At 39.9% G+C, this 25,433-nt stretch carries 25 protein-coding genes and 5 tRNA genes; 25 read left to right on the forward strand and 5 right to left on the reverse strand.

Features of this window, described 5'->3' with window-relative positions:
* Positions 1-171 precede the first annotated feature (171 nt).
* A complete protein-coding gene (locus IZT61_RS19250) occupies positions 172-480 on the reverse strand; it encodes a hypothetical protein (protein WP_196098637.1) in 309 nt (102 codons plus the stop codon).
* 151 nt (positions 481-631) lie between these two features.
* Here IZT61_RS19250 and IZT61_RS19255 point away from each other — a divergent pair, with 151 nt between their 5' ends.
* Positions 632-781 carry a FeoB-associated Cys-rich membrane protein gene (locus IZT61_RS19255; protein ID WP_196098638.1) on the forward strand — a complete coding sequence of 50 codons (150 nt, stop codon included), beginning with the start codon at positions 632-634 and terminating at the stop codon, positions 779-781.
* On the opposite strand, the gene IZT61_RS19260 is transcribed toward IZT61_RS19255, so the two are convergent.
* On the reverse strand, positions 778-1,053 hold the full coding sequence (locus IZT61_RS19260) for a hypothetical protein (RefSeq protein WP_196098639.1): 276 nt from the start codon (positions 1,051-1,053) through the stop codon (positions 778-780). The two genes, IZT61_RS19255 and IZT61_RS19260, sit on opposite strands and share 4 nt — an antisense overlap.
* A gap of 127 nt (positions 1,054-1,180) precedes the next feature.
* A complete protein-coding gene (locus IZT61_RS19265; protein WP_196098640.1) occupies positions 1,181-2,332 on the reverse strand; it encodes a hypothetical protein in 1,152 nt (383 codons plus the stop codon).
* Positions 2,333-2,539: 207 nt separating this feature from the next.
* On the opposite strand from IZT61_RS19265, the gene IZT61_RS19270 reads away from it, so the two are divergent.
* The gene (locus IZT61_RS19270) at positions 2,540-2,755 is read left to right on the forward strand and encodes a hypothetical protein (protein ID WP_196098641.1); all 216 of its coding nucleotides are present in this window, start codon (positions 2,540-2,542) and stop codon (positions 2,753-2,755) included.
* A gap of 147 nt (positions 2,756-2,902) precedes the next feature.
* On the opposite strand, the gene IZT61_RS19275 is transcribed toward IZT61_RS19270, so the two are convergent.
* Complete coding sequence (locus IZT61_RS19275) at positions 2,903-4,654, reverse strand: lysophospholipid acyltransferase family protein (RefSeq protein ID WP_196098642.1); 1,752 nt, start codon at positions 4,652-4,654, stop codon at positions 2,903-2,905.
* Positions 4,655-4,744: 90 nt separating this feature from the next.
* On the opposite strand from IZT61_RS19275, the gene IZT61_RS19280 reads away from it, so the two are divergent.
* The 3 genes from IZT61_RS19280 (at position 4,745) to IZT61_RS19290 (ending at position 7,821) form a co-directional block, all read left to right on the forward strand.
* Complete coding sequence (locus IZT61_RS19280; protein WP_196098643.1) at positions 4,745-5,641, forward strand: ComEA family DNA-binding protein; 897 nt, start codon at positions 4,745-4,747, stop codon at positions 5,639-5,641.
* Between the two features lie 534 nt (positions 5,642-6,175).
* On the forward strand, positions 6,176-7,327 hold the full coding sequence (locus IZT61_RS19285) for an acyl-CoA dehydrogenase family protein (protein ID WP_196098644.1): 1,152 nt from the start codon (positions 6,176-6,178) through the stop codon (positions 7,325-7,327).
* 320 nt (positions 7,328-7,647) lie between these two features.
* Complete coding sequence (locus tag IZT61_RS19290) at positions 7,648-7,821, forward strand: DUF6496 domain-containing protein (protein ID WP_196098645.1); 174 nt, start codon at positions 7,648-7,650, stop codon at positions 7,819-7,821.
* A gap of 193 nt (positions 7,822-8,014) precedes the next feature.
* Here IZT61_RS19290 and IZT61_RS19295 read toward each other — a convergent pair whose 3' ends face one another.
* Positions 8,015-8,401 carry a hypothetical protein gene (locus IZT61_RS19295; RefSeq protein ID WP_196098646.1) on the reverse strand — a complete coding sequence of 129 codons (387 nt, stop codon included), beginning with the start codon at positions 8,399-8,401 and terminating at the stop codon, positions 8,015-8,017.
* 161 nt (positions 8,402-8,562) lie between these two features.
* Here IZT61_RS19295 and rpsU point away from each other — a divergent pair, with 161 nt between their 5' ends.
* The 20 genes from rpsU (at position 8,563) to IZT61_RS19395 (ending at position 25,369) form a co-directional block, all read left to right on the forward strand.
* Complete coding sequence (gene rpsU, locus IZT61_RS19300; protein ID WP_010601088.1) at positions 8,563-8,757, forward strand: 30S ribosomal protein S21; 195 nt, start codon at positions 8,563-8,565, stop codon at positions 8,755-8,757.
* Positions 8,758-8,909: 152 nt separating this feature from the next.
* Positions 8,910-9,794: a tyrosine-type recombinase/integrase gene (locus IZT61_RS19305; protein ID WP_196098647.1), complete on the forward strand. Its 885-nt coding sequence runs from the start codon at positions 8,910-8,912 to the stop codon at positions 9,792-9,794.
* Between the two features lie 14 nt (positions 9,795-9,808).
* Positions 9,809-10,156 carry a ribosome hibernation-promoting factor, HPF/YfiA family gene (gene hpf / locus IZT61_RS19310; protein ID WP_010601090.1) on the forward strand — a complete coding sequence of 116 codons (348 nt, stop codon included), beginning with the start codon at positions 9,809-9,811 and terminating at the stop codon, positions 10,154-10,156.
* A 586-nt stretch (positions 10,157-10,742) separates the two neighbouring features.
* Positions 10,743-11,423: a hypothetical protein gene (locus tag IZT61_RS19315; protein ID WP_196098648.1), complete on the forward strand. Its 681-nt coding sequence runs from the start codon at positions 10,743-10,745 to the stop codon at positions 11,421-11,423.
* A 1-nt stretch (position 11,424) separates the two neighbouring features.
* A complete protein-coding gene (locus tag IZT61_RS19320) occupies positions 11,425-12,177 on the forward strand; it encodes a hypothetical protein (protein WP_196098649.1) in 753 nt (250 codons plus the stop codon).
* A gap of 193 nt (positions 12,178-12,370) precedes the next feature.
* A complete protein-coding gene (locus IZT61_RS19325; protein WP_196098650.1) occupies positions 12,371-12,997 on the forward strand; it encodes a hypothetical protein in 627 nt (208 codons plus the stop codon).
* A 305-nt stretch (positions 12,998-13,302) separates the two neighbouring features.
* A tRNA-Thr gene (locus tag IZT61_RS19330) sits at positions 13,303-13,375 on the forward strand.
* Positions 13,376-13,458: 83 nt separating this feature from the next.
* Positions 13,459-13,541 (forward strand) — tRNA-Tyr (locus IZT61_RS19335).
* 89 nt (positions 13,542-13,630) lie between these two features.
* Positions 13,631-13,706, forward strand: a tRNA-Gly gene (locus tag IZT61_RS19340).
* A 78-nt stretch (positions 13,707-13,784) separates the two neighbouring features.
* A tRNA-Thr gene (locus tag IZT61_RS19345) sits at positions 13,785-13,856 on the forward strand.
* Positions 13,857-13,975: 119 nt separating this feature from the next.
* Positions 13,976-15,163, forward strand: coding sequence for an elongation factor Tu (tuf, locus tag IZT61_RS19350; RefSeq protein ID WP_010601091.1), 1,188 nt, complete (start codon positions 13,976-13,978; stop codon positions 15,161-15,163).
* A gap of 109 nt (positions 15,164-15,272) precedes the next feature.
* Positions 15,273-15,343 (forward strand) — tRNA-Trp (locus tag IZT61_RS19355).
* A 107-nt stretch (positions 15,344-15,450) separates the two neighbouring features.
* The gene (secE, locus tag IZT61_RS19360; protein WP_196098651.1) at positions 15,451-15,648 is read left to right on the forward strand and encodes a preprotein translocase subunit SecE; all 198 of its coding nucleotides are present in this window, start codon (positions 15,451-15,453) and stop codon (positions 15,646-15,648) included.
* A 9-nt stretch (positions 15,649-15,657) separates the two neighbouring features.
* Positions 15,658-16,197 carry a transcription termination/antitermination protein NusG gene (gene nusG, locus IZT61_RS19365; protein WP_115403174.1) on the forward strand — a complete coding sequence of 180 codons (540 nt, stop codon included), beginning with the start codon at positions 15,658-15,660 and terminating at the stop codon, positions 16,195-16,197.
* A 608-nt stretch (positions 16,198-16,805) separates the two neighbouring features.
* Positions 16,806-17,669: a COG4315 family predicted lipoprotein gene (locus IZT61_RS19370; protein WP_196098652.1), complete on the forward strand. Its 864-nt coding sequence runs from the start codon at positions 16,806-16,808 to the stop codon at positions 17,667-17,669.
* Between the two features lie 239 nt (positions 17,670-17,908).
* On the forward strand, positions 17,909-20,227 hold the full coding sequence (locus IZT61_RS19375) for a PSD1 and planctomycete cytochrome C domain-containing protein (RefSeq protein ID WP_196098653.1): 2,319 nt from the start codon (positions 17,909-17,911) through the stop codon (positions 20,225-20,227).
* Between the two features lie 3 nt (positions 20,228-20,230).
* A complete protein-coding gene (locus tag IZT61_RS19380; protein ID WP_196098654.1) occupies positions 20,231-21,682 on the forward strand; it encodes a DUF1501 domain-containing protein in 1,452 nt (483 codons plus the stop codon).
* Positions 21,683-21,797: 115 nt separating this feature from the next.
* Positions 21,798-22,823 carry an NHL repeat-containing protein gene (locus IZT61_RS19385; protein WP_196098655.1) on the forward strand — a complete coding sequence of 342 codons (1,026 nt, stop codon included), beginning with the start codon at positions 21,798-21,800 and terminating at the stop codon, positions 22,821-22,823.
* Positions 22,824-23,029: 206 nt separating this feature from the next.
* Positions 23,030-23,176: a hypothetical protein gene (locus IZT61_RS19390; protein WP_196098656.1), complete on the forward strand. Its 147-nt coding sequence runs from the start codon at positions 23,030-23,032 to the stop codon at positions 23,174-23,176.
* Positions 23,177-23,206: 30 nt separating this feature from the next.
* Positions 23,207-25,369 (forward strand): FN3 associated domain-containing protein, encoded by a 2,163-nt coding sequence (locus IZT61_RS19395; RefSeq protein WP_196098657.1) that lies wholly within the window; start codon positions 23,207-23,209, stop codon positions 25,367-25,369.
* Positions 25,370-25,433: the final 64 nt, after the last annotated feature.

Consider the following 25,433-nt stretch of genomic DNA (forward strand, 5'->3'; position numbering starts at 1 on the left):
TTTAGAAGGGTAGTCATCCGATGAATAACAGGCATTGTGTATATATTCATCGGATGACTTACTCAACTGTATTTCATCAGATGAAAAACCGATGTTGCGCCAGATAGTCATCCGATGAATAATAGGCGTTGTGTATATATTCATCGGATGACTTACTGGACGAAATAGTCATTAAATGGCAACAGGCTTCGTCTTTTTAACCGTCGGCTTTTTGGTGCTAACTGCCGAAGCGTTATCTGGCGTTGCAATTGGCTGCCCTTCCTCATCTTTAATAAATGCTGTTATCGAATCGTCTTTAGGATGTACGGAGATTTTTTTCGAAAGTTGTTTGGCGAATTTTTCAATCACTTTATCGGTCTTTTTCGCTTTGCCGAACTGACCAAGTACTTCGTTAAATGCTACAACTAATTTCGATTCTAATTCTTTGCGTAATTTTTTGTTTTCGGAGGTGCTTTTCGATTTGGATTTATGCTTTTTCATTTAATTTTCAGGGATTTTCCCAAAGGTAATCGATCGGCAAGTTAAATTAATATTATGATTATGTTAACTCATCTTCGGCAACTTAACATTAAGATTTTTTGACGTAAATTGGCTGATATCGAGCAGTTTAATTAGTCTATTGATACAAGTTATGAACTATCCAATCTTAATTTCAGTAATCGTGTTGGTCGCTCTGTTGATTGTATTTCTGATCAGGCGAAACCGAAAAGACAAAAAGGAATTTGAAAAGGAAGTAATCGATTCGGAACTTCCGCCGAAAGAAGATAAAGAAAACATTTAAAAGTTGCTTCCCTGCGCTACTTCTCCGCCCAGATCGAGCGTGTTCTGAAAATCTTCCAGATAGCTTAATAGGTGCCTCTCAGCGGTCGCGTACGAAGTAAAGGTCGATGCCGGCTCGTTTGCATCTGCAGCGCTCTTGCTTTTAAAAAATAAGCTGATCTGAAAAGTAAACGTGTTCGCATCATGCACGGGCGACAATATTCTGGCTTTAACGGCATGGCCATGAATTTCTACGAAAAACTCTTTTAAAACGGTGTAAATTACGATGGCCATAATGCAAATGTAGGGTATAAGTTGCAACTAAAATACTGCAAATACCTTGTCATTGATGCAGCGCAGCAATAAGATAACATTGCGTTAATAATTAATTAACATTATGGTAACCTTGCTTGTGCAGTTGCTAATTTCCCGGCTCGTAGGCATAAACCACTTCGAATCGCATATTTTTTAGTTTTGTTGCAACTTGCCCAATTTTGAGATCCTGCGGTTGAGGCGTTGGTTCGCAAAACGAGTACTTTCTACCTTTGTAGGTTACAAAATCGCCAACGGGTTTATCAAACTGAACGGCCATGGTTAAATGTGTAGGATACAGCAGCGCAACCATCGGCAAATCGTAAATCTCTTTTACCAGATAAAAAAACAGCGCAGCCCGATCGTCGCAATCGCTGTACTTGTTTATCAAGGTCTGCTCAGGCGATAAACGCTTTTCCTTTCCAAAGTTTTCATCATCATTTTCATAGAGAAAAGCGTATCGGGTAAACCTCATTAAATAGTCAACGCCTTTTTTTTGGTCCATTCCCTTCAGGTTCTGTTTCAAAACAGGAATCAGCGAACTGTAGGTTTCCCTGCTCAACGGGATATTAAAATAGCTTTCGAAATTTACACCGGGATAGTTCTTAAAAATTGCTTCAACATCCTCGTTTATCTTTAGCTTAAAATGATACGTGTTCTGCTTATAGCTAAAAGATAGATCTTTCTCTTCGTAGCTTTCAGGCTTAAAATCGGGCAGCCTCGTTACCTGGTAGGTAAAGGAATTTTTTGCTTCGGCAAAAGCCAGGTTTATGGGCTTATAGGTATCGGCCTGCTGGAATAATTTTCCGTAATCGTGGTAGTTCAAACAAGTATATTTATGTCCATCGATCATAAAAAACGGTATATCGCTAATATCTTCCTCGTTTCGAACATAAAAGATGATCTGCTTATTGCCGACAGCAATTTTGGCATCGTAGCCGCACTTGCTCAATAGAAACCACTTATATAGGGTGTAACGAAAATAATTTTCGGCCTTGGGACTGATCTGCTGGGCGGTTTTTCTAATCAACTGATAATAAATCCAGTCATTAAGCTCATGTTCCTTTCTATAGGTCTTTAAGTTTTCAACGAGTTGATCGCCGTCACTTACCGATATTTCTCGATAGAACTTTGCAACCCCGAGGTCAGTGGCTTCGTTAGGAACGTGTATTAAAAACGTCGAATCCACTTCAAAATTGAAGGTGCCGTCGTAAAAGTCAAAAGAATACCGTTGCGCCTTTGTAAAAATGCACATCAACATCAGGCACAAAATAAAAAATGACCTTTTAAAATAAACGGTTAGCCTTGGTATCAAATCCTCGGGTATTTGGTTGATTAAATTTACATATTCTTAACTTAAAATCAACAATTTCTTTATGTTAAGTCGGCCAGCACAACATTACCATAAGTTAACACCGCCATTGGTGCATTTACAAAAACTTTCTGCCGCTATTGGGGTTTCATTGATATGGAATTTCCACATGAACTAAAAGACCTGTACCCGGATAAAATCATCGAGGTTAGGGGAAACGCAGAAGCGCTTACGGTAATCGTAAAGGCAAACGTAAATATCAATGAGTTTTCAGGCGAACTGAGAGAAAAATACAATCATCTCGATAATCCGCATATTCTATTCATCAAACATGAGGATAAACAGGATTTTGAGCGGCTCATTTTAGAATGAAAATATAACATAATAACAGTTAATTAATGTACTGTTAACATCGTAACCTCATATTTGTGGCATAAATATTTGGTTAGTATTTATAAAGTTTAGGTTAGTTGATAATAAAATACCCAGGTGGATGCCTGGGTATTTTTATTTTTAAGCCTATAAGTTTTTTCCGAGTTTTTCCAACATTTCTGGTGGGATATTGTGTGTATCAACCACTAAGAAACCATCCAGGCAATCAGAGAATTTGGGGTCGATGTTAAACGAGATAATCTTCGCATTCAGGTTCATATATTGCCTTAGCAATACCGGAATTTTAATGTGCGAGTTTTCGATATCACCGATTATGCTGTCTAAATCCTTAAACGATTCGCTACTTTCTACCAATGTATCGGTTGCAATGGGCAACAAGTCTGCTTTAAATTTATTACGTGGCTTTACGTACTTTGCCATTTCGTAATCGAAATGGTTTTTTGTAATATAATCAACAATCAGGGCCTTGCTAAACTTCGAAAAGCTATTGCTAATGCTCACCGGGCCGAACATATAACGGTATTGCGGATTATCGATCAGGTACTTTAAAATGCCTTTCCACAACAAGAAAAGTGGTAGGGGTTTACCCTGATATTCTTTTCTGATCCACGATCGGCCCAGCTCAATACCCTGTCTTAGCATCGGGTAAAACTGATCTTTCATCTTAAACAGCTCCGAAAGATAAAAACCACGGCGACCCATGCTTTCCAAAATTTCATCGCCTTTGCCAATCCGATAAGCGCCAACAATGTTTTCCAGCTCCCGGTCCCAAATAAACAAGTGATTATAGTAAATATCGTAGTTATCGAGATCGATTTTTTTATTTGTCCCTTCGCCAACCTCACGGAAGGTGATTTCCCTCAGTCGACCAATTTCACGTAAAATATTGGGGATTTTTAAAGTAGGAACAATGTATACTTCATAATTCTTTTCCGTCCACACCCTGAAATTTTCCAGCGTTTCAACCTCGTCTTTTATTAATGTTCTCGAAGTTTCTTCAATTACCGGTGTCGGCTTTTTCTTGATCTTAAACAAATTTAGCGGGTTAAACAGCTTTTTTTCCTGATCGAGGCCAACACCGAGGGCATATGTGCGGGCACGCAAAAAATCCATCAGTTTGTTGCTGCTGTTCATGTGCGAAACCTCGGCAGGCGCAATGGCCTTTCCAACCCTCACCTTAATGGCCAGTCCCTGCTTATTTAAAAACTCAGACGGTAGCTTAGCGGTGCGCAGTGTAGGGTGTATGAAACTTAAAATATTAAATAATACGCCGTTATTGCCATGAAAATAAATAGGAACAACTGGCACTTTGGCCTTTGCTATTAATTTACCAACAACGGGATGCCACATCCTGTCAGTAACCTGTTGCGCATCCAGTTTAAAGGTAGAAACCTCTCCGGCAGGGAAAATACCAATGGGTGTTCCGTTTCTCAATAAATCGAAAGTAGTTTTCAAGCCGCTTATGCTCGAGGTGTGCTGCACGTTTTCGAAAGGGTTAACGGCAACAAAAAACTCGTCAAGATTGGGGATCTTCTTCAAAATAAAGTTTACCATTACCTTGGCATCGGGCCTTACGGTACATAAAAGCTTAACAAGCGCCAGGCCCTCAACGCCGCCATACGGGTGATTTGCAATGGCAATGAAAGGCCCCGTTTTTGGGATATTATTTAAATCATCTTCGTCAAACTCGATCGAAACGCCAATTGTTTCCAATATCTTATCTACGAACTCTAAGCCCTTAAAGTGTTGGTTTTGAGCAAAAACATCGTTAATGTCGTTCAGTTTCATGATTTCCATCATCAAGCCTGCTAAACCTGGTACTCCGAGCTTATCTATCTTTGTCGCCTTGGCAAACTCAGACGTAGTTATGATCTTCATATAAATTTCTGGTTGTTGATATGCAAAACCTGTGCGTTTTGCAATCCCAAAAATAAGATTTATATTTATAATACGTACGTCATATCACACATGAGAATTTTCCTCAACACACATTTTGGTTTCAGTAAAGGTCAATTTAATGGTTTAATACTGTTGATTTTCATCATTGCCTGCCTCAAGCTTTTTCCGGTAGTGTACGGCATTTACAGGCCGCTGGAAGAAGATGATCTGCAGCTGATTTCGCAGATTAACAAAATCGAAATCAGCAGTGAGCACAATGCTACGTACACTCGCAAACGCACAACTGATTCACGTTTCATAAAGCCTCCCACGCTGTTTACGTTCGATCCGAATACGCTGAGCGCCGGTGGTTGGAGCAGCCTGGGCCTGTCGCCAAAACAAGCGCAGGCAATTGTAAATTACACGGCCAAGGGTGGCAGGTTCTATAAACGCGAGGATCTTCAAAAAATGTATACCATTTCGCCAGAAATGTATAAAAAGCTACTGCCTTATGTAAAAATTGAGGCGAACGAAAAAAATAATAAACAGGAATCTCTTTATGCCAAAAAGGAATTTGTGAAAAAAGCACCAGTAATAGTCGATATTAATACTGCAGATTCTGCACAGCTTGATGAAATAAAGGGAATAGGAGGGGCTTTTGCTAATCGTATATTAAGGTACAGGCAAAAATTGGGTGGTTTTTATAGAAAAGAGCAATTAATGGAGGTGTATGGTTTAGATTCGGCAAAATACAACGAGATTAAAGGGCAAATTTCGATGAGTTCCGTAGCACTTAAAACGATCAATATTAATACGGCCCAGTTTAGCGATCTAAAACCGAACCCTTACCTTACCTATAAACAAATGAACGCCATTATTCAATACCGGAAACAACATGGCAGCTACAAAGGCCCGGCCGATTTAAAGAAAGTTGCAATCCTAACTCAGCAGGTTATCGATCAGATAACGCCTTATATTTCTTTCTAATTTTTTAGGATAGATACTACTGCCATGTCAACATCAGATGTCGTACCGATTGTCATCTTGAGCGGAGTCGAAAGGTAGGTAGATTGGGCTTCGACTCCGCTCAGCCTGACAACATATCGTTGACACAACACTGCCGTCATTGCGATTTAAAATTCGCTGTCATCCTTATTTCCATTTTATTGCAGAAAAGCGATTGGAATGACGGTGCTTTTACGATCAATCGCGAGGGTCGCTTTAAAAGGAGGTGAGTAGAGAAATCTTTTTGCAAAGGCACGTCCAAAGATTTCTCGGCCATGCTTGAATCCGATAGCTATCGGATGACGATTTTTGATTGTTTTCACGTATTATATACAACCCATTTTAAATATTTCAAAAAAATTATTTATCCGTTTCAGTTGTATCGCTATCCTTTAAAATTTGTCGATCTATTAAATGAACCGAATACCAATTCATTCTGCATGGGCGCAAATAATTGATGGCCAGTTACTATAAAATAAATGTTTATCATTGCCCACTAACTAAGATATAAACCAAATGGATGTAAGTTTTGATTTTGCTGAAACAGAGACTCAGAAAAGCGTAAGGGCAATGGTTCGCGATTTTGCCGAGAGGAACATTCGTCCTAATATAATGGAGTGGGACGAAGCTCAGCATTTTCCTGTCGAATTATTTAAACAATTGGGCGAATTGGGATTAATGGGTGTTTTGGTGCCTGTGGAGTACGGAGGTTCGGGTTTTGGATACCAGGAATATGTTGATGTAATTGTAGAAGTGGCCAGGGTTTGCGGCTCTATTGGTTTATCGTTGGCAGCACACAATTCATTATGTACAGGCCATATTTTAGCTTTCGCAACTGAAGAGCAAAAACAAAAATGGCTGCCGAAGCTGGCAACAGCGGAATGGATTGGGGCCTGGGGATTAACCGAGGCTAATACCGGATCGGATGCGTTAAGAATGATGACCACAGCTGTTGAAGATGGCGACGATTACATTATTAACGGCGCCAAAAACTGGATCACACATGGCAAAAGCGGCGATATTGCCGTCGTAATGGTAAGAACGGGTGAACAGGGAAGCTCGAAAGGAATTTCGGCTATTGTTGTAGAGCGTGGCACACCAGGTTTTTCGGCAGGAAAAAAGGAAAATAAACTCGGCATGCGTGCATCAGAAACTACAGAAATGATTTTTGATAATTGCAGAGTGCCGAAAGCAAACTTGCTTGGAAATGTTGGGGAGGGGTTTAAACAGGCGATGAAAGTACTTGATGGCGGCAGAATATCTATCGCCGCACTGGCTTTGGGTATTGCAAAAGGTGCTTTTGATGCCGCCGTGTCTTACTCCAAACAACGCCACCAGTTCGGGCAGCCAATTTCCAGCTTCCAGGCCATCAGTTTTAAACTTGCCGATATGGCCACAGAAGTAGAGGCTGCAGAGTTGCTGATTCGCCAGGCTGCGGATTTAAAGAACAGGCACTTACCAATGACGAAAGAATCGGCTATGGCAAAGTATTTCGCCTCAGAAGTATCGGTTAAAGTAGCAACTGAAGCGGTACAGATATTTGGAGGCTACGGTTATACAAAGGACTTTCCGGTAGAAAAATTTTATCGCGATAGTAAACTGTGTACAATAGGCGAGGGAACATCCGAAATACAAAAAATTGTAATCGCCAGAGAAATACTTGCGTAAGGCTAAAGCTAAAAGGTTAAAGCTAAAAGGCGAAAGCTGAAAGACCAAAGCTAAAAGTCGAAAGCTGAAAGGCCAAAGTTAAAAGGCTAAAGCTAAAAGTCGAAAGGCCAAAGCTGAGAAATCAAGGGTGAAAGACCGAGGCTGAGAGACAAAGCGTGCTTACTTTCTAGCAGCTAAACAAACTAATACAAATCATCTGGACGGCCGAATCGCCTCCGGATTTTTTTGTTTAAAATTTTTCAAACCAGGGCCAATCATCCGATGTTTTTCTTAAACCTTAAACCTTAAACCTTAAACCTTAAACCTTAAACCTTAAAGATATGGCAAAGTATTCAGAAAAAGCTGGTGATAAAGTTGAAAAAACCATGCACGAAATGAAAGAAGGAAAACTTAAAAGTGGCTCGGGAAAAAAAGTTACCTCAAAAAAACAGGCGGTAGCCATTGGATTATCGGAAGCTAGAAAGGAAGGTGCAAAGGTGCCGAAGAAAAAGTAGAGGAAGGGGTTTCAAGTCCGGAGTCGGAAGTCAAAAGTCCGGAGTCGGAAGTCCAGAGTCGGAAGTAAGCAATGACCAATAGGCAACGAGCGAAGCATTGGCCAAGCGCAGATAAAAGAGCGTGTATTAAAACACTTTTAAGTAAAGCGAGTTAAGACTAAAGACTAAAGACTAAAGACTAAAGACTAAAGATTTACTGCGGTACGTCCCTCGTGGCTAAAATGCTATCAACAACGTACACGCTAAAACCACGCCACGGCAGGGCACTTTTATATTCTTTGTAATGTAGCTCGTAAAATTTGCCGCTATTTTTCATCATTCTTTCGGCAATTTGTTTGTTGGCGATTGAGAACTCGAACTCATTGTTTTGGAGCGTCCCCATTTGTTTTGATTTGATGCCGCTTTGGATCAATTTTCCCTCGTAGGTTTTAAAAAGATAGCCTTTTTTAACAACATAGTTAAGTTCACCGGCTTTTACACCCTCGCCGAAAACAAAGAAGTAGCGGTAGTAACAGATTACGGCCAAAATGGCGATTACGATAACAGAAATGATGGTGGTTATTTTCTTACCAGTTGTCATGATTTATTTTTTGGTTACTAAAAGTAACAAATAAATAAGATATTCAAGCTAAACCAATTTTTTCGTTTAAAGTTCTTTCTCAGTTTCAATATTTTGCTTACATTTGCATCCCCTGATAGAATGGGGGATTTAAAAACCACGAGAGGAGGTATTTCAGCGTTATGATTATTATCAACATTAAAGACGGCGAATCATTAGATAAGGCCCTAAAGCGTTTCAAGAAAAAGTTTGAAAAAACTGGTGTATTGAGAGAACTGCGTAGTCGCCAGGCATACGAGAAGAAATCTGTTGCACGTCGTACTGAAATTAAGCATGCTGTTTACATTCAGAACATGAATCAAGATACAACTTCATAGTTGTTCACGATATAAAATGAAGCCTTTCGATGTAAGTTGAAAGGCTTTTTTATTTTCCGCCTTATCGAAATCTTTACAATAAACAATAAATTAACCTTTTCTTTATATCAAAAGTTTTGTAACTTCATACTAAACCTAGCAGGAGATATTGGATGTTGCAAAAAAGCTTTATCACATACTTAACCCACGAGAAGCGCTATTCTCAGCATACCATCAACTCTTATCAAAATGATTTGAGTCAATTTAAGGACTACATTCAAAGCGCATACCAAATTGACTTTACAGAAGTTCAGCACAGCCAGTTAAGAAGCTTCATGGTTCATTTAATGGAAGACGGAACATCAGAAAGCTCCATTAATCGAAAAATATCTGCATTAAGAAGTTTCTATAAGTTTTTGCACAAAACGGAAAAAATTGAGCAAAATCCGGCACTTTTAATAAAAGCACCCAAAATTCCGAAGCGGTTACCGGCATTTGTAGATCATCAGAAGATGGATCTTTTGCTCGATTCTGGCAACTACTTTGGCGAAGGCTTTGAGTCTACCCGCGACCATATCGTAATTGAGTTGCTATTTGGTACCGGAATGCGTTTGGCAGAACTGCTTCAACTGAAAGATACCGATATCGATTTTTACGCAGGCACAATCCGCGTGTTAGGCAAAAGAAATAAGGAGCGCATTATACCGATAAGTAAGCAGCTTGCTAATCAGGTAAATAACTACCTTTCTGAAAAAAAGCTACAAGCTTTTGATAACAATGTACCAAACTTAATCGTTACCAATGTAGGTGCTCCGGCTTACCCTAAATTAATTTACCGCATTGTTACCTCATACCTAAACCATGTATCGACGAATGACAAAAAAAGCCCTCACGTATTGCGACATAGTTATGCCACCGCGTTATTAAATGCAGGTGCAGATCTAAATGCCATTAAAGAACTTCTGGGGCATGCCAGCTTAGCGGCCACCCAGGTTTATACCCACAATTCAATCGAAAGATTAAAAACAATTTATAAACAAGCCCATCCAAAGGCGTAAAAAAAGGAGGAAAAATGAAAATCGGAGTTCAATCAATCCACTTCAGTGCAGACAGTAAGTTGTTAGACTTTATCCAGAAAAAGGCAAACAAGCTCGATCAGTTTTTTGATCAGATTATTAGTGGCGAAGTGTATTTAAAGTTAGAGAACGTAGAGGACGAGGCCAATAAGATTAGCGAGATTAAACTCATTGTGCCGGGCGGAACCCTATTTGCTAAAGAACAATGTAAATCATTTGAAGAGGCCACAGATCTGGCCATCGAATCGCTGAGGAAACAAATTACTAAACATAAAGAAAAAACCCGTGCAAAATTGAGTGAGCACAAAGCAATTTTAAGCGAAAGCGAAGCGTCTGATTATTAATTAATCAAAAGCATATTCATCTAAACGGCAACATACGAAAGTTTGTTGCCGTTTTTTATTGGGGAAAACATTTAAAGCTTTGGCAAAAACTTGAGTTCGGTTGCTTCGGGGGCGGGCTATTCGACGTAACCGGTCGTCATCCCGGGTTTACACCACAATATTTTATTAACAGCCATGGCCTTTAATTAAGTAGATGAAATTTTATTTCGTTAACCAAAGCATCAACGAATCGATAATTTTGTCATTTTATCAGTGGATGGAAGATAATTTTCATGCTTTCGTGTAAGGAACTTAGTGGTTCGTGTAATAAAATAGATAAAAATGTATTTTTATTATTACGTTTGGTCATTGTTAAAATACGGCTGTCAGTCCTATAGCTTTGTTTTATGCCAAGTGCCCTTGGCAGTATTTATCATCCCAAAAATTTTCTTGAACAAGATTAATCTCAACCCATGGGTTAAGGCTACATATTTGGGTACCGCCAGATATGCGCAATTAAGTTACCGCTTTGTTTTGTTGTGGTCTTGTTTTCGATTTGATTTAGAATAATTTAAAAATTGATAAATAAACCATTAAAACAAAAACTATGAGAACAATCTTTAGTTTAATAACCTGTATCATTTTACTAATGTCTGGGTGTAAAAAAGACGCAGCTGTGGAGTCCGAAGAAGTTAAATTTGAAAAGGCTTTATTGAAAGCTGGTTTCAAAAAGGTTAGTAATACTGAATTACCCAAAGGAATAAGCCCGTATGAATTTACAGTACAAGAAATTGCTGATATCGCTAATGGAACAATAACTGACCATATCTCAATAAGACATCCTCAACAAAATACACTACGGGTGAAATCGAATAAGTTAGGATTTAAGACATCTAACGAGTTATCTGTTGTTTTTGGCGATGAAGAGCCCGAGGAAGGAGGGATAGGCTCTAAAAACTTTCATGGAGGTACACAGTTTTACTATTTTGTTAACATGAATGCAATGGTAAGTATAGGATTTACATTAATAAAGGGAAAAGGTTGGAAATACACCTCACATCGTGTAAATATAAGTAAAGCAGAATCACAAAATAGCGATTATGGATATTATGATGAAGGGCAGAATAGTGGAAGTTATGATGGTGCCATTACGTGTACGTTCCATTCATCAGGAAGTGTTTATTATAGTGCGTTTGGCAAGAAATATTCGAAACCCATAAATATTTACGGTAACTCTGGTGGTGGCGGAAACCCAAATTTGATTGTAACGACAGATAGTACCTATTGATATGAAGAATAAATATATTTTAATATCTGTTTTGGTTTGCTTATTTGTAAGCGCTATTAACCTAAGGGCACAGCAAATGATTAAAGCAAGTGTAGTAATACAACAGCCTGGCGATGAGAATCACCCAATGCCATATCAGATTAATATTATTTCTAATGCTGAGGTGGAGCGTGGAATGGTTGATGATTCAGCCTTAGAAGGTAATGCTAAAGCAAAGTTTAGAGAGGAGTCCCGTGGCAGTAAATTAGGAGTGAATATTATTATTTTCCCTTCTTATAACTTAACTGAAATTAAAACAGGTAAAAGCTGGTCTCTATCAGATCATGGGAAGTATAAGATTGCACTTTTGGAAACAAAAGCACAGAAACCTGTAGATTCATCTACCTATTTTAGCTTGCACTATACTAATCAATACAAAAAAATTGCAGGCTATACATGTCAAAAAGTAATTGTTACAAATAAAATCTCCAATATTATAGATTCTATATATGTTGTCAAAGAGCTAAATTATTTGGTATACAGGATGACATATAAATATGGTAAGATAGATTTTATTGTTCAAGCGTATGAGCATAATAATGGGCGGACACAAACATATACTATAATTTCGGCGAAAGAAGAATTGGTTCCAGTTGATATTTTTAAAATTCCAAGAGACTATAAAAAATTTTATTCAATTAAAAGATATAAAAAATGGATGCAAAGAAAAGGTACAAAAGAATTTAATAAAAAATTAGAGATGCAAAAAAAATAGTTTAAATATGATGTTTTCTCTGCTTTAAATAGAGGATACGGTGGTGAGCCAACCCGTAATGGTTGGTTAATCTACGACAACAATTCTCAGGTAAGCTTCACCCTCCCAGATAGAACCCTAACCCAATAACAATATTAATCTTTGGGTAGGTGAAGTCTTCATCAACCTAAAGATTATTTTAAAGTCATATGTGATGAGAATATCTATAATTGCTTTAATATTAGTTAGCATTAGCTTTAAGCTATCGGCGCAGCAGCAGAAACCAGGATATAACTTAACCGTCTTGTTGGGTTATGGAACGGAAAATAACTGGGGCAATACAGCGTTTTATGCGGGTTTGGCAATAAACAAAAAAATAAAAAGAAAATGGGCTACAGAAGTTGGAATAACTTATTTTACTACTGATATTTATAACGAAAATAAGGATAAACCAACAAGCTTTGAGGACGAAGAGCGTAGATACAACGCTATATTTTTGAATATGGATGTCCAATACATTGTCGGAAACGAAAATTCTTTGATTAATGCCAAGATTAAAATAGGCCCAGCTTTGAAGTATTACGATTATAAAGCATTTCGTAGTGGCCTATTTGAGTATTATCCTGCTACAGGAAGAGAAGAGCCAATTCGTGGAACCATAAATTATCATGAAAAACGTGGAGTTAATATTTCCTTATATAATGGATTTAGTCTCGATGCGAAAGTCAACTCTGGTCTTCGGATAGGTGTTTTCCTGGATATTTATAGTAATCAGATATTAATTGAGCATTTTATGCCGGGTATTAACGCCATTTTTAAGCTTGGCACGAAAAATAAATAAAGGTTATTTAATCAGTAGGGGAGATATTAAAAAAGTTGACTTGGGACAGGGGATTGAAACATACTGATTATTAGCTAAATATTTATTTAAATCATAAAAAACAAAATAGCGAGCCTAAAAATTCGCTATTTTTTTTAAAAATTATTTTGAACTGAAATATAAGTGTGTATATTTGCATTCCCTTTCGGAAAGGGCGTTACGCCAAACAAAAAAGGGTAAGTTCTTTAAAAGATTTTAATTTTTAAAAAACACGTTTAGTAGTATGAGAAATGAAGATTTTTCGTATTATTGCACAAATTTTAAAAGCCTCCTTAGCTCAGCTGGTAGAGCAACTGACTTGTAATCAGTAGGTCATTGGTTCGATTCCGATAGGAGGCTCTTTTTATTTACGATTGTAGATTTTAGGTTGTAGATTGATAAGTCAATCGTAATTCTTATCTCGTCCGTCTAAGAATAAAAAGGGGGAGATACCAGAGTGGCCAAATGGGACAGACTGTAACTCTGTTGTCGCAAGACTTCGAAGGTTCGAATCCTTCTCTCCCCACACCAAAATGAAAATGATTGAGTTTTCGAATGATAGAATGGTTTGCATTTACTCATTAAAACATTCACTCATTCATTCACTTGGAAAATGCGGAAGTAGCTCAGTTGGTAGAGCGATAGCCTTCCAAGCTATAGGTCGCGAGTTCGAACCTCGTCTTCCGCTCCAAATAAAGTTGAGCAGTTTGGCGGTTTACAGTTGGCAGTTTGAACTGAAAACTGAATACTGGGAACTGGAAACTAAAAAGCCGAAGTAGCTCAGCGGTAGAGCACTTCCTTGGTAAGGAAGAGGTCGTGGGTTCAAGTCCCATCTTTGGCTCAGGTATAATAAAGCTTTGTTAAATCTGTTAAATACTACAGAAGAGACAAGGTTTTTTGTGTTGAAATAACAAACAATAAATTAATAAAAAGTTAACCTACTAATTAGTTATAAATAAAATGGCAAAAGAAAAATTTGACCGCAGTAAACCGCACTTAAACATCGGTACAATCGGTCACGTCGATCACGGTAAAACAACTTTAACAGCAGCTATTACAAAAGTTTTGGCTGATGCTGGTTTAACTGAGGCACGTTCATTCGATTCAATTGACTCTGCTCCAGAGGAAAAAGAAAGAGGTATTACTATCAATACAGCTCACGTTGAGTATTCAACAGCTAACCGTCACTACGCACACGTTGACTGTCCAGGTCACGCGGATTACGTGAAAAACATGGTTACTGGTGCCGCTCAAATGGACGGTGCAATTATCGTTGTTGCTGCTACTGATGGTCCAATGCCACAAACTCGCGAGCACATCTTGTTGGCTCGTCAGGTTGGTGTACCTTCATTAGTTGTATTCATGAACAAAGTGGATATGGTTGATGATCCAGAATTATTAGAACTAGTTGAAATGGAAGTTCGTGAATTATTATCGTTCTACGAATTCCCAGGTGATGATATTCCAGTAATCCAAGGTTCTGCATTAGGTGGATTAAACGGTGATGCAAAATGGGTTGGTAAAATCATGGAATTAATGGATGCTGTAGATAGCTACATTCCAATTCCTCCACGTTTAACTGATCTTCCATTCTTGATGCCTGTTGAAGACGTATTCTCGATCACTGGTCGTGGTACTGTTGCTACTGGTCGTATCGAGCGTGGTGTAATCAACTCTGGAGATCCAGTTGAAATCTTAGGTATGGGTGCTGAGAACTTAAAATCTACAGTAACTGGTGTTGAGATGTTCCGTAAAATTTTAGATTACGGTGAAGCTGGTGATAACGTAGGTTTATTGTTACGTGGTATTGAGAAAACTGATATCCGTCGTGGTATGGTAATCTGTAAACCAGGTTCAGTAACTCCTCACACAGATTTCAAAGCTGAGATCTATGTATTATCAAAAGCAGAAGGTGGTCGTCACACTCCATTCTTCAACAAATATCGTCCTCAATTCTATTTCCGTACCACAGACGTAACTGGTGAGATCTCACTAGCTGAAGGAACAGAAATGGTAATGCCAGGTGATAACGTTACAATCACAGTTAAATTAATTAACGCGATTGCAATGGAAAAAGGTCTACGTTTCGCTATCCGTGAAGGTGGTAGAACAGTAGGTGCTGGTCAGGTAACTGAAATCTTAGCTTAAATTCTAAGCGGAAAGCTTAAGGCCCAAAGCCAAAAGCTTTCCATATTATGCTAAAAGCATTGGGCAATAAGTTAATTTTAACTTTCAGCTTTATGCTTTTAGCTTATACACGGGAATAGTTCAATGGTAGAATAGAGGTCTCCAAAACCTTTGATCAGGGTTCGAATCCTTGTTCCCGTGCTAAACATAATGATTGAGTACAAGAATGAGTGAATGATTGAATTTGAAACTAGCTTTCAGATATTATCATTCACTCATTTAATCATTCACTCATTTAATATTTTGATATGGCTAAAGTAGTTGAATTTATAAAAGAATCATACGAAGAAATGACAAGTAAGGTTACATGGCCTACTTGGGGCGAGCTTCAAAGTTCAGCGATTCTTGTGTTGGTAGCTTCGATAATTATTGCACTGGTTATTTTTGCAATGGATAAGGGCTCAACTTTTGTATTAGATACTTTTTATAAATCACTTTCTAATTAATATTTACTAATGAGCGATCTAAAGTGGTACGTTGTAAGGGCAGTTAGCGGTAAAGAAAAGAAGGTAAAACAGTACATTGATGCTGAGATCAGCCGTTTAGGTTTCTCTCATTTGGTTCCGCAAGTATTAATACCGATGGAAAAATATTACCAAATGAAAGACGGTAAAAAAATTGCCAAAGAGCGTAACTTCTATCCGGGTTATGTTTTAATTGAAGCGCAATTAGATGGAGAATTAGAGCATATCATCAAAGGAATTAACAGTGTTATTGGTTTCTTAGGCGATAAAGCAGGCAATCCGATTCCGATGCGCCAGGCAGAAGTTAACCGTATTTTAGGTGTGGTTGATGAAATGAGCGAACAAGGTGAAACCATGAATGTGCCTTATTACGTTGGCGAGGGCATCAAAGTTATGGATGGACCTTTCAATGGTTTCTCAGGTATTATCGAAGAAGTAAACGAAGAGAAAAAGAAATTGAAAGTAATGGTTAAGATTTTCGGTCGTAAAACACCACTTGAACTTAACTATATGCAAGTAGAAAAAGAATAACGATTTATTTAAATCATAGTAAAAAAGCTTTCCTCAAAAGGGAAAGCTTTTTTTGTGCGTGTATTTTTATATTCCAGTATGGAATATTTTTGTATATTTACATTTATCATTTTCCAGCGGTTTGTTATTTGTAATTAACCTTTTATCGGGGTCGGAAGAAATTTTGTGTTGCCACTGCAAACCTTGATTGCTTTGTTTTAATGGTCGCGTATGTGATCGATGCATGCTGCGTTTAAAAGTATAAGGACGTTGTTCGCAGACAGGCCAATATAATGGTGGCAAAAAACCATCAGCCAAGGTCGCAGCAATGAAGTTCGCATCTTTATACCAAACTCAACTATCTTGTTTTTTCCGTGAGAAGGAGATCGAAACAAATGGTTAAATCGACCCGGCGGTTGTTTAAGCAGCACCGCTTTTCAATATCATTCGCAATGCTTTAAACTTTGAGCGCAAATCTGAAGGCCTGTGATCATCCTGCTTTTTAGCGCCAATGTCCGGATATTTCGGTTTGAAAGCATCGCTTGAATTTCAACTTTCCTTTCCAAAAATAATGTAGACTTTAATTAGCCACATCACAATCTTTCATTAATTCAAAAAACCAAATATACATGAAAACAAAAATTACAGTAATCGCATTATGTATCTCAGCTCTGGTAGCCGGGTGCTCAAAATCTAAAAAAATCCAACCCGCCGAAATACAACTCGAGGTACAGGTTAAAACAGATGCCAAGCTAGGCCAAATCTTAATCGATAAGGACGGCAGAACGCTTTATTATTTCGCAAACGATGCAAACGGTACAAGTACCTGCACAGGTGGCTGCGAAGCCGTTTGGCCCGCTTTTATGGTTGCAGATTTGACGGCCGCAAAGATTGCTACAAGTTTAAATATCGCCGATTTTAAAGCAATCAGCCAGGTGAATGGGAAACAACAAATCACCTTCAAAGGGCATCCACTCTATTATTATTCGCCTAAAGTGAACAACGTTAATACGCCAGAGGTGGCTGGCGCAACAACTGGCGAGGGTGTAAACAAAGTTTGGTTTGTTGCCAAACCAGATTATACCGTTATGCTTACCAATGCCCAGCTCATTGGTAAGGACGGTAAAAGTTACCTGGCTGATTATACTGAGGGAACGGGCAAAACGCTCTACTTTACCGATGCAAATGGACTCGCCATCTATACCTTTAAAAACGATAAAAAGAATAAGAACAATTTTACTGATGCAGCCTTTGTTAAAAATACCATATGGCCCATTTATGAGCAAGATAAAATCGTTGTTCCATCTATTTTAGATAAAGCGTTATTTGGAAGTATTACCGTACACGGAAAAAAGCAACTCACTTACAAAGGCTGGCCATTATACTATTTTGGAGAAGACAATAAGGTGATGGGTTCCAATAAAGGTGTGTCGGTTCCAAGCCCGGGTACCTGGCCAATTGCTGTACAAGACCTAGCTGCAGCTGCCGATTGAGTTCGCTTCGTGAATAGTAATTGTATAACACAGGCAGCAGCTTTTTTAATTTATTTGACGTTGACGACTGCAATGCCCTTGTTCCAAATCACTAACTAACACTCGAACTTAATAAAATAATTAAAAAGATTGCGAATCTTAAGATATAATTTATTAACTTTAACAGGGCTCGAACTATTAACGATTCGATTGATTTAATTATCTCGAGTACAAAAACTACCTAACCAAACATACTTAACATGCAACGGCTTTTATATTTTTCGATAGTGCTTGGGCTATTTATTTATGCTTTGCAAGCCTGTAATTGGGCTGGCAGTGAAGCTACGGAAGAAAAAATGCCCGATCAGGTGAGTTATAATTTTCACGTTCGGCCAATTCTATCAGATAAATGCTTCGCCTGCCATGGGCCTGATGCAAACAAAAGAGAAGCAGGGTTGAGGCTCGATATAGAAGAGGAAGCTTACAAGGCATTAAAAGAAAACCCTTCTGCCCATGCAATTGTGCCGTTTAAGCCCGAGGCCTCTGCAGTTTTTCTGCGCATTACCACTACCGATTCTTCGCAACTCATGCCGCCAAAATCGTCGAACTTACCGCCATTAAGTGCTTACGAAATTGATTTGATAGAAAAATGGATCAAACAGGGCGCCAAGTACGAAAAGCATTGGGCTTTTACGCCTCCTGTAAAATCGAAAGTTCCAGAAGTTAAAGATGAGGCTTGGCCAATAAACGATATCGATCGCTTTGTGCTGGCAACGATAGAAGAAAAGGGAATGAAGCCTAACGAAGAAGCTGGCAAGGAAAGGTTATTGAAAAGGGTTTGTTTAGACCTTACCGGCTTGCCGCCCACCATAGAAATGATGGACAAGTTCTTGGCCGATAACAGCAGCAATGCTTATGAAAACGTAGTAGAAACACTGCTAAAGCGCCCATCGTACGGCGAGAAGATGGCACTTCATTGGCTCGATGTTGCTCGTTATGCCGATTCCCATGGCTATCAAGATGATAATTATCGTTCGCAATGGCCTTGGCGAGATTGGGTGATACATGCTTTTAACAAAAATTTACCGTATAATAAGTTTATCACCTGGCAGCTGGCAGGCGATTTGATGCCAAACGCAACGAAAGAACAATTGCTGGCCACAGGTTTTAACCGAAATCATAAAATTACCGAAGAAGGTGGGGTAATTGATGAGGAATATCGCGTAGAATACGTAACCGATAGAACCAACACTTTTGGAAAAGCCTTATTGGCGGTTACCTTGGAGTGCGCCCATTGTCACGATCATAAATACGACCCTTTTTCTCAGAGAGAATACTATCAAGTGTTTGCATTTTTCAACAATGTAAAAGAAAAAGGAATAGAATCGACCGTTGGTGGACCCGAAACCTACGCCAAGAAACCGTTGATGGAAATCAGCAATGATGATGTTAAAAACATTCTATCTTTTGTGAACAAGCAAGATACCGACAGATTGATTGTTTCAGTAATGGGCGATCGCGATACACTTAGAAAAACATATCTTTTAAATCGGGGCGTTTACGATGCGCACGGTGAAGAAGTAGAGGCCGGAACAGCCAAATCGATTTTGGCCTTTGATAAAAAATACGATAAAAACCGGCTCGGGCTTGCTAAATGGTTGTTCGATAAAGAAAATCCATTAACATCAAGAGTATTTGTAAATCAGCTATGGCAGCAATTTTTTGGAAGAGGCATAGTGAAGACGGCTGGCGATTTCGGGATGCAGGGCGAGCTTCCATCGCATCCACAACTATTAGATTGGCTGGCTGTAGATTTTAGAGACCATGGCTGGGACATTAAACGTTTGGTAAAACAGATAGTAACCTCAGCTACCTATCGCCAGTCGGCCGTAGTATCAACAGATAAGTTGAAAAAAGATCCCGAAAACAAGTACCTGGCCAGAGCGCCACGTTACCGCGTTCCGGCAGAGACGGTTCGAGATGTAGTGTTGGCAAGCAGTGGCTTGCTGGTTAAAACCATTGGAGGGCCAAGCGTAAAACCTTACCAACCGCCGGGACTTTGGGAAGCCGCTTCCTCCGGACGTGGAATTTTAGCTAAATACACGCAAGATCATGGCGAAAACCTGTATCGCCGTGGAATGTACACGCTTATTAAACGTACGGTACCGCCAGCCAGCATGGCTATTTTTGATGCCAGCAGTAGAGATCAATGCGAAATTAAACGCCTAAATACCAATACGCCGTTGCAGGCCTTGGTGATGCTAAACAATCCAACCGTATTGGAAGCCTCGCGAGTATTGGCGGCGAAGTTGTTGCAAGAAAACAATCCGTTAGAAGCTAAAATAACCAGGGCGTTTAGACTCATTGTGTGCCGAAAGCCCAACGAAAAGGAAATCAACTTGCTCAGTACCTATTACAATAGTCAATTAAAGGTATATCAAGATATGGCAAAGGCCGAAAAGCTACTTGCTGTTGGCGAATACCCCATGCCGAAGCAAATTGATAAGACGAAGCTGGCCGCCATGATGACGGTGGTAAGCACCATTTACAATTTAGAAGAAACGATTACAAAAACCTAAACTATGGAAAAGGATTTTTTAGAGCATGGGCTTAATTTTAACCGGCGTCGTTTCTTATCGAGGCTAAGTTTGGGCATTGGCAGTGTAGCCCTAGGCTCCTTGCTTATTCCCGATTTATTTACCAGTGGAAATGATGAAAGCAGCCTCCCCTCGGGGATACCCGATTTTGCGCCCAAGGCCAAAAGAGTGATTTACCTGTTTCAGAACGGCGCACCCTCTCAGCTGGAATCTTTCGATTATAAACCAAAACTGAGGGAAATGATGGGGCAGGAGCTTCCTGAATCGATCCGTGCCGGACAGCGACTGACTGGGATGACTGCCAATCAAGCCTCTTTTCCGCTGGTAGGCTCTTATTACGATTTTAAACAGTATGGAGACTCTCGAGCATGGGTAAGCGATCTTTTTCCGTATACGGCAAAGGTGGTTGATGATATCTGTATTATCAAATCGATGCATACCGAGGCCATCAATCACGATCCGGCCCTGACCTTTTTTCAAACCGGCGCACAGCAGGGCAACAGGCCGAGCATGGGCTCTTGGGTAAGCTACGGGCTGGGAAGTGAGAACAAAAACCTGCCTGCTTTTAGCGTGTTGCTTTCTAAAGGGAAAGGAAATGGGCAGGGCGTATATTCTAAACTTTGGACCAATGGCTTTCTGGATTCCATTCATCAGGGCGTACAGTTTACCAGTGGCGAAGATCCGGTGCTTTATCTGAAAGATCCTGATGGGTTAAACCGCTTCGAAAGGCGAAAAATGCTCGATAAACTAGCCGAATTGAATGATATTTCTTATCAGGAATTTGGCGATCCTGAAATTAGCGCAAAAATACAGCAATATGAAATGGCTTACCGGATGCAAACTGCCGTGCCCGAGATAACCGACCTGAGCAAAGAACCTGATGATATCATTAAACTATATGGGCCCGATTGCTTAGTGCCGGGTACATTCGCCGCCAATTGCTTGCTGGCCAGAAAGCTGAGTGAGAATGGAGTTCGCTTTGTACAGTTGTACCATCAAGGCTGGGATCAGCATGGGAATCTTCCCTCAGAAATGTCGGGGCAGGCGAAAGACGTTGATCAAGCATCAGCGGCGCTCATTACCGATTTGAAGCAACGAGGTTTGCTTGATGAAACACTCGTAATTTGGGGCGGCGAATTCGGGCGTACCAATTACAGTCAGGGAACATTAACAAAAGATAATTATGGCCGCGACCATCACCCGCGTTGTTTCAGTATTTGGATGGCCGGAGGAGGCGTAAAACCGGGCATTGTTTATGGCGAATCGGACGAATTTGGTTATAACGTTGTTTCAAACCCGGTGCATGTACACGATTTTCAAGCAACTGTGCTGCATCAGCTCGGCTTGAACCATGAGAAACTGACCTTTAAACACCTTGGGAGAAGATACAGACTTACCGATGTGGCTGGCAAAGTTGTAAACGATATTTTAGTTTAATCATCACGGAATGTTCGCTTGCTGATCGGTTGTCACCCTGAGCGTAGTCGAAGGGCATTTAGTGAAGAATTCATCTCAGCCTGGCGATGTATAACACAACACCAATAAAATCCATATGGAAAGAAGAACATTTATAAAAAGTACCGGCCTGATCTCAGCCAGTTTTTTTATCGCCAAAGATCTATTGGCCAAACCGAAAGGGCCAATTTATGGTCACAATGAAATGCGTTATCGCATGGATGCAAAATGGGGCGCTTTAAATCCCCTGCAACATCCTGTGAACGATTGCCACGAAATGGTTCAGGATAGCGAGGGCAGGATAATTCTGCTCACCAACGAAACCAAAAACAACGTGCTGATCTACAACAAATCCGGTAAGCTGCTTAGTTCTTGGGGGCACGAGTTTCCGGGTGCGCATGGCCTGACCTTGGCCAAGGAAAATGGAAAGGATTACTTGTATATTACCGATACCAACAGACATCAGGTTTATAAAACCACCGTGGATGGGAAGATTTTGATGACCATTGATTGCCCGATGGAAACCGGTCTTTATAAAAAGAAAGAGGAGTTTGTGCCCACAGAAACAGCAATAGCCGATAACGGTGATATTTTTATAGCTGATGGGTATGGACAGCAATATGTTTTCCGCTATAGCCCCGAAGGCAAGTTATTGAGCTATTTTGGCGGAAAGGGAGAGGAAACAAAAAATCTGGACAATGCGCACGGCGTTTGCATCGATAGGCGCAACGGAAATCCGACCCTGCTGGCTACCGATCGTACACGAAACTGCTTCAAAAGGTTTGATATGGAAGGCAATTTGCAAGAAGTTATTGCGCTTCCGGGTGCTTGTGTTTGTCGGCCAGTAATTAAAAACGACTATTTGTATGCCGCTGTTTTACGATCGCCCGATTTAGGTAAAGATGGAAGTGGCTTCACCACCATATTGAATAAGGAAAATAAGGTGGTTTCGAACATTGGCGGAACCTTGCCCACATACCAGAACGGTATTTTACAGCCGATGGCACAAGCAGAAAAGATATTTCTGAACCCGCACGACGTTTGTGTGGACGACGATGAAAACCTCTACGTTGCGCAATGGGCCTCTGGAAAGGTTTATCCGTATAAGTTTACGCGGGTGTAGCTAGGGAAGATGCTCACCACTTCGTCATTGCGAGGCACGAAGCAATCTCATTTATGGATTTAGATTGCTTCGTGCCTCGCAATGACGACCATTTATACATATACGCTGTCATCCGATAGCTATAGGATCTGAACACAGTGAAGACCTGCGAAGCAAGCATGAATTCCTTTAGAAACAAATTAAAACAATGAAGAATCTGCAATAAAATGCAGCACATAAATAGCCCTGCTGCCAAGAAAATAGCAGAGGAATTGGCAAGAGTAGTTATAAAGCAAAGAGTTTCTTCACTGCCTGCCCGTTCCGGTCAGGCGGGCGTTCAGAATAACAAATTACCTAAGGAAATAAATTTTTAACCAAATTTAAACAGGCACTTTACCCATTTTATGAAGATTACTTTTAAAAGTATTGCAGAACATTTACTATTTGCTGCTAACGTTTTTATCGTTTTTTTACTCGTTTTTAGTGATAAGATAGATGTTCCGTACTGGCTGGTGCCTTTTGGTAGAATGCATCCCTTAGTGCTGCATTTTCCAATCGTGCTGCTTTTTTTGGCCATGTTGATGGAGTTTTTTAGGTTCAAGGCGGCCTATGTTAAAGAGCAGCTATACCAAAACTTCACCTCTGGTTTGCTACTTTCAGGAACACTTTTTTCGGCCCTTACCGTAATTATGGGTCTGTTTTTGGCTAGGGAAGACGGCTATTCGGGCTCGCTTTTACAATGGCACAAGTGGACCGGTGTAAGCATCGTTTTTGTAGCCTCGATTGTGTATTGGTTCAGGAACGCCTCATGGTATAAAGTGAAAGTTGCCCGGTTAGGTGCAATACTAATAACCTTTTGTTTAATCGCAGCTGGGCATTACGGTGCATCTTTAACGCATGGCGAAAACTTTATACTCGAACCGGTAACTTTAGCCCGAACACTGCCCAAGATACCTGTAGAGCAGGCCAAGATATTTGATGACGTAATCCTGCCCATATTTTCGCAAAAATGCCTCAGCTGTCATAATCTCGAAAAGGCAAAGGGCGGCTTAAGGGTCGATAATTTAACGGCCATGCTAAAGGGAGGAAAAAGCGGAAAACTGTTTGTTGCCGGTAACCCCAAAATCAGCTTGCTCCTAGAGCGGATACATCTGCCCGAAGATGATAAAAAGCACATGCCACCCAGGGGAAAAAATCAATTAACGGATGAGGAAATTGCCTTACTAAACTTGTGGATTAAGGAAAATGCCGAGACCAAGAAAAAAGTAATCGATTTGCCCGCCCAAGATTCTTTAAGAATTTTGGCAACTACTTTTTTAGCACCAGCAGAATCATCTGAAGAAAATTATGATTTTGATGCAGCAGATAACCAAACCATCGAAAAGCTAAACAACAACTATCGCGGTGTGTATACGTTGGCCAAGGGTTCGCCTGCATTGGCTGTTAATATTTACAACAAAAATGCCTATAGCCCAAATGTGCTGAAAGAATTGGAGCCCATAAAAAGGCAAATCGTTTCTTTGGATGTGAAGGGAATGCCGCTAAAGGACGACGAATTAAAAACGATTGCTCAATTTGAAAACTTACGAACGCTAAACCTCAACTTTACCAATATTACCGGTTCGGGGCTCAAGGCGCTGCAAGCCTTAAAATTTTTGGATAAGCTATCCATATCAGGCACGAAACTAAATCCTGTTTATTTAAAAGACTTTGGGCAGATGAGAAGCTTGAAGAAACTGGTAGTTTGGAACGCTGGGTTAAGCGAGGCCAATATCACACAACTGCAAAAAGGATACCCGAGCATAAAGGTTGTTTCTGGTTTTAAAGATAATGGAAAGCATCCGATCATGTTAAATAGACCAAGCTTTAAAACAGAGGTTACCGTTTTCAAATCATCGCTGTCGCTAGCCATCAAGCATCCCATAAACGGGGTTCAAATTCGCTATACTACAGATGGTTCTGAACCAGATAGCGTAAATTCTACGCTATATCAGAAACCGCTTGTGTTTAAAGAGAATACCACGATAAAGGCTAAGGCCTATAAAGATGGTTGGTACGGGAGCGAAACGGTGCGTGTAAATGTTTATAAATCGAGCATAAAGGCCGATACCATTGCGTTTTTGCAGGGGCCAGATATTAAATATAAGGCAGGCGGATCAAAAATACTCGCTGATGGTCAGTTGGGCGATTTTGAAACCAACTCTGGCAAATGGTTAGGCTTTAAAGATAATAATATGGAAGCGTTGTTGGTTTTCAAGAAGCCAGTACTAATCCAATCGGTCGCTTTAAACGTAATGCGCCATGTTCCAACGTACATCTTTCCGCCGGTAGAGGTAGAGGTTTGGGGCGGTTCTCAACAAAATAAATTACGCTTGCTGGGCAAGGTTAAGCCGGCAGCGACAAAAAAAGGTGCTGAAAGGGAATTAATAAAAGTAGAAACGAAATTTAAGCCTCAAAATATCTCCTTTCTTAAAATTGTGGCCAAAAACCTTAAAAAGCTTCCCGATTGGCACCCGGGCAAGGGCGAGCCGGCATGGATTTTTGTGGATGAGGTGTTTTTGAATTAGGGCTGTTTATTTTCCTTGTTTTCCGTCAGTTGAAACTGACGGCAATGAATGGACTAGCGAGCTG

This window comes from Pedobacter endophyticus (assembly GCF_015679185.1).
Lineage (GTDB): Bacteria > Bacteroidota > Bacteroidia > Sphingobacteriales > Sphingobacteriaceae > Pedobacter > Pedobacter endophyticus.

Coding starts and splice junctions, on each gene's coding strand:
- IZT61_RS19395 (WP_196098657.1), top strand. CDS start 23,207: ATGAAGATTACTTTTAAAAGTATTGCAGAACATTTACTATTTGCTGCT.
- IZT61_RS19325 (WP_196098650.1), top strand. CDS start 12,371: ATGAGAATATCTATAATTGCTTTAATATTAGTTAGCATTAGCTTTAAG.
- IZT61_RS19375 (WP_196098653.1), top strand. CDS start 17,909: ATGCAACGGCTTTTATATTTTTCGATAGTGCTTGGGCTATTTATTTAT.
- IZT61_RS19260 (WP_196098639.1), bottom strand. CDS start 1,053: ATGGCCATCGTAATTTACACCGTTTTAAAAGAGTTTTTCGTAGAAATT.
- hpf (WP_010601090.1), top strand. CDS start 9,809: ATGAAAATCGGAGTTCAATCAATCCACTTCAGTGCAGACAGTAAGTTG.
- nusG (WP_115403174.1), top strand. CDS start 15,658: ATGAGCGATCTAAAGTGGTACGTTGTAAGGGCAGTTAGCGGTAAAGAA.
- IZT61_RS19315 (WP_196098648.1), top strand. CDS start 10,743: ATGAGAACAATCTTTAGTTTAATAACCTGTATCATTTTACTAATGTCT.
- IZT61_RS19280 (WP_196098643.1), top strand. CDS start 4,745: ATGAGAATTTTCCTCAACACACATTTTGGTTTCAGTAAAGGTCAATTT.
- IZT61_RS19305 (WP_196098647.1), top strand. CDS start 8,910: ATGTTGCAAAAAAGCTTTATCACATACTTAACCCACGAGAAGCGCTAT.
- rpsU (WP_010601088.1), top strand. CDS start 8,563: ATGATTATTATCAACATTAAAGACGGCGAATCATTAGATAAGGCCCTA.
- IZT61_RS19320 (WP_196098649.1), top strand. CDS start 11,425: ATGAAGAATAAATATATTTTAATATCTGTTTTGGTTTGCTTATTTGTA.
- IZT61_RS19290 (WP_196098645.1), top strand. CDS start 7,648: ATGGCAAAGTATTCAGAAAAAGCTGGTGATAAAGTTGAAAAAACCATG.
- IZT61_RS19255 (WP_196098638.1), top strand. CDS start 632: ATGAACTATCCAATCTTAATTTCAGTAATCGTGTTGGTCGCTCTGTTG.
- IZT61_RS19275 (WP_196098642.1), bottom strand. CDS start 4,654: ATGAAGATCATAACTACGTCTGAGTTTGCCAAGGCGACAAAGATAGAT.
- IZT61_RS19285 (WP_196098644.1), top strand. CDS start 6,176: ATGGATGTAAGTTTTGATTTTGCTGAAACAGAGACTCAGAAAAGCGTA.
- tuf (WP_010601091.1), top strand. CDS start 13,976: ATGGCAAAAGAAAAATTTGACCGCAGTAAACCGCACTTAAACATCGGT.
- IZT61_RS19295 (WP_196098646.1), bottom strand. CDS start 8,401: ATGACAACTGGTAAGAAAATAACCACCATCATTTCTGTTATCGTAATC.
- IZT61_RS19265 (WP_196098640.1), bottom strand. CDS start 2,332: ATGTTGATGTGCATTTTTACAAAGGCGCAACGGTATTCTTTTGACTTT.
- IZT61_RS19370 (WP_196098652.1), top strand. CDS start 16,806: ATGAAAACAAAAATTACAGTAATCGCATTATGTATCTCAGCTCTGGTA.
- secE (WP_196098651.1), top strand. CDS start 15,451: ATGGCTAAAGTAGTTGAATTTATAAAAGAATCATACGAAGAAATGACA.
- IZT61_RS19270 (WP_196098641.1), top strand. CDS start 2,540: ATGGAATTTCCACATGAACTAAAAGACCTGTACCCGGATAAAATCATC.
- IZT61_RS19380 (WP_196098654.1), top strand. CDS start 20,231: ATGGAAAAGGATTTTTTAGAGCATGGGCTTAATTTTAACCGGCGTCGT.
- IZT61_RS19385 (WP_196098655.1), top strand. CDS start 21,798: ATGGAAAGAAGAACATTTATAAAAAGTACCGGCCTGATCTCAGCCAGT.
- IZT61_RS19390 (WP_196098656.1), top strand. CDS start 23,030: ATGCAGCACATAAATAGCCCTGCTGCCAAGAAAATAGCAGAGGAATTG.
- IZT61_RS19250 (WP_196098637.1), bottom strand. CDS start 480: ATGAAAAAGCATAAATCCAAATCGAAAAGCACCTCCGAAAACAAAAAA.